General features: G+C 38.8%; 3 protein-coding genes and 1 pseudogene. All 4 read left to right on the forward strand.

What is annotated here, in order from left to right:
• Positions 1-116: 116 nt before the first annotated feature.
• Positions 117-197: pseudogene (locus ACN4EE_RS22360) on the forward strand (type II toxin-antitoxin system HigB family toxin); the annotation flags it as partial.
• The gene (locus ACN4EE_RS22365) at positions 160-585 is read left to right on the forward strand and encodes a helix-turn-helix domain-containing protein (RefSeq protein WP_431708728.1); all 426 of its coding nucleotides are present in this window, start codon (positions 160-162) and stop codon (positions 583-585) included. The pseudogene ACN4EE_RS22360 and the gene ACN4EE_RS22365, both read left to right, overlap by 38 nt.
• Before the next feature lie 551 nt (positions 586-1,136).
• The gene (gene psbD, locus ACN4EE_RS22370; RefSeq protein WP_431706452.1) at positions 1,137-2,192 is read left to right on the forward strand and encodes a photosystem II D2 protein (photosystem q(a) protein); all 1,056 of its coding nucleotides are present in this window, start codon (positions 1,137-1,139) and stop codon (positions 2,190-2,192) included.
• Positions 2,176-3,552, forward strand: coding sequence for a photosystem II reaction center protein CP43 (psbC, locus tag ACN4EE_RS22375; protein WP_431708729.1), 1,377 nt, complete (start codon positions 2,176-2,178; stop codon positions 3,550-3,552). The genes psbD and psbC overlap by 17 nt, the downstream gene beginning before the upstream one ends.
• The last annotated feature ends 119 nt before the right edge of the window (positions 3,553-3,671 follow it).

Consider the following 3,671-nt stretch of genomic DNA (forward strand, 5'->3'; position numbering starts at 1 on the left):
GGTTGAGGTGGTTAACCTATAGTTATTTTATCACGTCACTGGCGATTCATCCCACACTTGTTTTAATTATTTTTTTTACTCGAAAACAAAGTGTGGGGCTTCTCGCCGTTTAAGCTAAACAGATCATTTATATTAAATATGTTTTAACTCATGCAGAATATGACAAAAACTATTGGAAAAAAGACCCTTACTTTTAACTCAGAGGTTTATAACGATTTACTTTGTAAATATCAGCCTCAGATTATAACAAATGAAGAACAAAATCAAAAATATCTGATCATAGTTGAGGAATTGATGTCTCACCCTATCTCAACACCTGAAGAAGATATGCTTTTAGCATTACTTGTGAAACTTATAGAAGATTTTGAAGAAAAAATCTATCCCTTAAATCTTTCTACTCCCCATTCAAGAATTTTGCATTTAATGGAAGCAAGAGGTTTAGAAAAAATTGATTTATTTAAGATTTTAAGTAAACAGGGAATCTCTTGGGAAATTTTTGATGATCAATTAGAAATTACCACAGATAAAGCTAAGATTCTTGCAGATTTTTTTAATGTTAATCCCAGTTTATTTTTAGAAACTTGATGCTCAAGTTGGATTTAACCACGCTAAACCAGTACAATTCACATTATCATTGAATCAATAAAACACGATAAAATGAACATTGTTGGCTATTCTAATTAATGATCAAAAAATAGAAGAAAATGATTAGAATAATTTAGCATTTGAAGGTTAAATAATGCTTATGATGATGATGAGCCTGAATATAGTTTAAATCAGATCAAAGAATTTAATAGTGAATATGAGGCAAGGTGATAAGCTGAAACGCTAATTTTAGAATTATTGTACATCGATCGAACCAATCTCCACCAACACTACAAGGTACTTGACAAGTTGTATTTTAAAAATTCTGAGAAAATTGTGACAATTTGTTAAAATATTTGTTAAAAATAGAAAGAGCAGGTTTTTAAGCATACCGATCGAGTATCTAAAAACAAGGTTAGATCATTCCTAACTCATGCTATATTAAGAAAAGTAAATTGCTGATCAGTACTCTTGCTGAGTAGCAACATCGTCTCCGATAATATATAGAGACAAAAAAAAGTAAAACTTGACAAGTTAAAAAAAGAAAGATTATGACCATTGCAGTCGGCAGAGCGCCGGAAAGAGGGTGGTTTGATGCCCTTGATGACTGGCTTAAAAGAGACCGATTTGTATTCGTAGGTTGGTCTGGTATCCTTTTATTCCCTTGTGCTTATCTTGCATTGGGTGGATGGTTAACAGGTACTACCTTCGTTACTTCTTGGTACACTCACGGTTTAGCCAGTTCCTACTTAGAGGGAGCTAACTTCTTAACCGTTGCTGTATCTTCTCCTGCAGATGTTTTTGGACATTCCCTGTTATTCTTATGGGGTCCTGAAGCTCAAGGTAGTTTAACTCGCTGGTTTCAAATCGGTGGTTTATGGCCTTTCGTAGCATTACACGGAGCTTTTGCTTTAATTGGCTTCATGTTACGTCAGTTTGAGATTGCTCGTCTTGTAGGTATTCGTCCTTACAACGCTATCGCTTTCTCTGGTCCCATCGCTGTATTTGTTAGTGTTTTCTTAATGTATCCTTTAGGACAATCTAGTTGGTTCTTTGCTCCTTCTTTCGGAGTTGCGGGAATCTTCCGCTTTATTTTGTTCTTACAAGGTTTCCATAACTGGACTCTCAACCCCTTCCACATGATGGGTGTTGCAGGGATTTTAGGGGGTGCTTTACTTTGTGCTATTCATGGTGCAACCGTAGAAAATACCTTATTCCAAGATGGTGAACAAGCTAACACTTTCCGTGCGTTTGAACCTACCCAAGCTGAAGAAACCTACTCTATGGTGACAGCTAACCGTTTCTGGTCTCAGATTTTCGGTATCGCTTTTTCTAACAAACGTTGGTTACACTTCTTCATGTTGTTTGTACCCGTGACTGGTTTATGGATGAGTTCGATCGGAATTGTAGGTTTAGCCTTCAACCTCCGTGCTTACGACTTCGTATCTCAAGAGTTAAGAGCGGCTGAAGATCCAGAATTTGAAACATTTTATACTAAAAACATCTTATTAAACGAAGGGTTGCGCGCATGGATGGCGCCCCAAGATCAACCCCACGAAAAATTTGAATTCCCTGAGGAGGTACTTCCACGTGGTAACGCTCTCTAATTCTATGGGTGGACGTGACCTAGAATCTACCGGTTTTGCATGGTGGTCTGGTAATGCTAGACTTATTAACCTTTCTGGTAAATTATTAGGTGCTCACGTTGCTCACGCAGGTCTAATTGTATTCTGGGCAGGTGCAATGACTTTATTTGAAACTGCTCACTTTATCCCTGAAAAGCCTATGTATGAGCAAGGCTTTATCTTATTACCTCACGTTGCTACTTTGGGCTGGGGTGTAGGTGCAGGTGGTGAAGTAACTGATGTATTCCCCTTCTTTGTGGTTGGTGTACTTCATCTTATCTCCTCCGCAGTATTGGGCTTAGGCGGTCTTTATCATGCTTTAAGAGGTCCTGAAACTTTAGAAGAATATTCTAGTTTCTTTGGCTATGACTGGAAAGACAAAAACCAAATGACCAATATTATTGGTTATCACTTAATTCTTTTAGGTGTGGGTGCTTTATTACTCGTATTCAAAGCCATGTTCTTTGGCGGTGTTTATGATACTTGGGCGCCCGGTGGTGGTGACGTTCGTGTAATTACTAACCCTACTCTTAACCCTGCGGTAATCTTTGGTTATTTAATCAAAGCTCCTTTCGGTGGTGAAGGTTGGATTGTTAGTGTTAACAACATGGAAGACATCATCGGTGGTCACATTTGGGTTGGCTTAATCTGTATCTTTGGTGGTATTTGGCACATCTTAACCAAGCCTTTCGGTTGGGTACGTCGTGCTTTCATCTGGTCTGGTGAGGCTTATCTTTCTTACAGTTTAGGTGCTTTATCTTTAATGGGATTCATTGCTTCTACTATGGTATGGTACAACAATACCGCTTATCCTAGTGAATTTTATGGTCCTACTGGTGCTGAAGCGTCTCAAGCTCAAGCCTTAACTTACTTAATCCGTGACCAAAGATTAGGTGCGAACGTTGGTTCTGCTCAAGGTCCTACTGGTTTAGGTAAATACTTAATGCGCTCTCCTACTGGGGAAATCATCTTCGGTGGTGAAACCATGCGCTTCTGGGATTTCCGTGGTCCTTGGTTAGAACCTCTTCGTGGTCCTAACGGTTTAGATTTAGATAAAATCAGAAACGATATTCAGCCTTGGCAGGTACGTCGTGCGGCTGAGTATATGACTCACGCTCCTTTAGGTTCTTTGAACTCTGTAGGTGGTGTTATTACTGACGTAAACGCTTTCAACTATGTATCTCCTCGTGCATGGTTGGCAACTTCTCACTTCACTTTAGGTTTCTTCTTCTTAGTTGGTCACTTATGGCACGCTGGACGAGCTCGTGCGGCTGCTGGTGGTTTCGAGAAAGGGATCGATCGTGAAAATGAGCCTACTTTAGCAATGCCCGATCTTGACTAATATTCTAGTCTGGAATCGTTGTTAAAAAATAAGCCCCCTGCCTTAATTGGTGGGGGGCTAACAACAGTTAACAAAAATTTACTTAATTCTTTTTAAAATTACTCATTTATAATGCTAAA

This window comes from Geminocystis sp. CENA526, assembly GCF_050753365.1.
Lineage (GTDB): Bacteria > Cyanobacteriota > Cyanobacteriia > Cyanobacteriales > Cyanobacteriaceae > Geminocystis.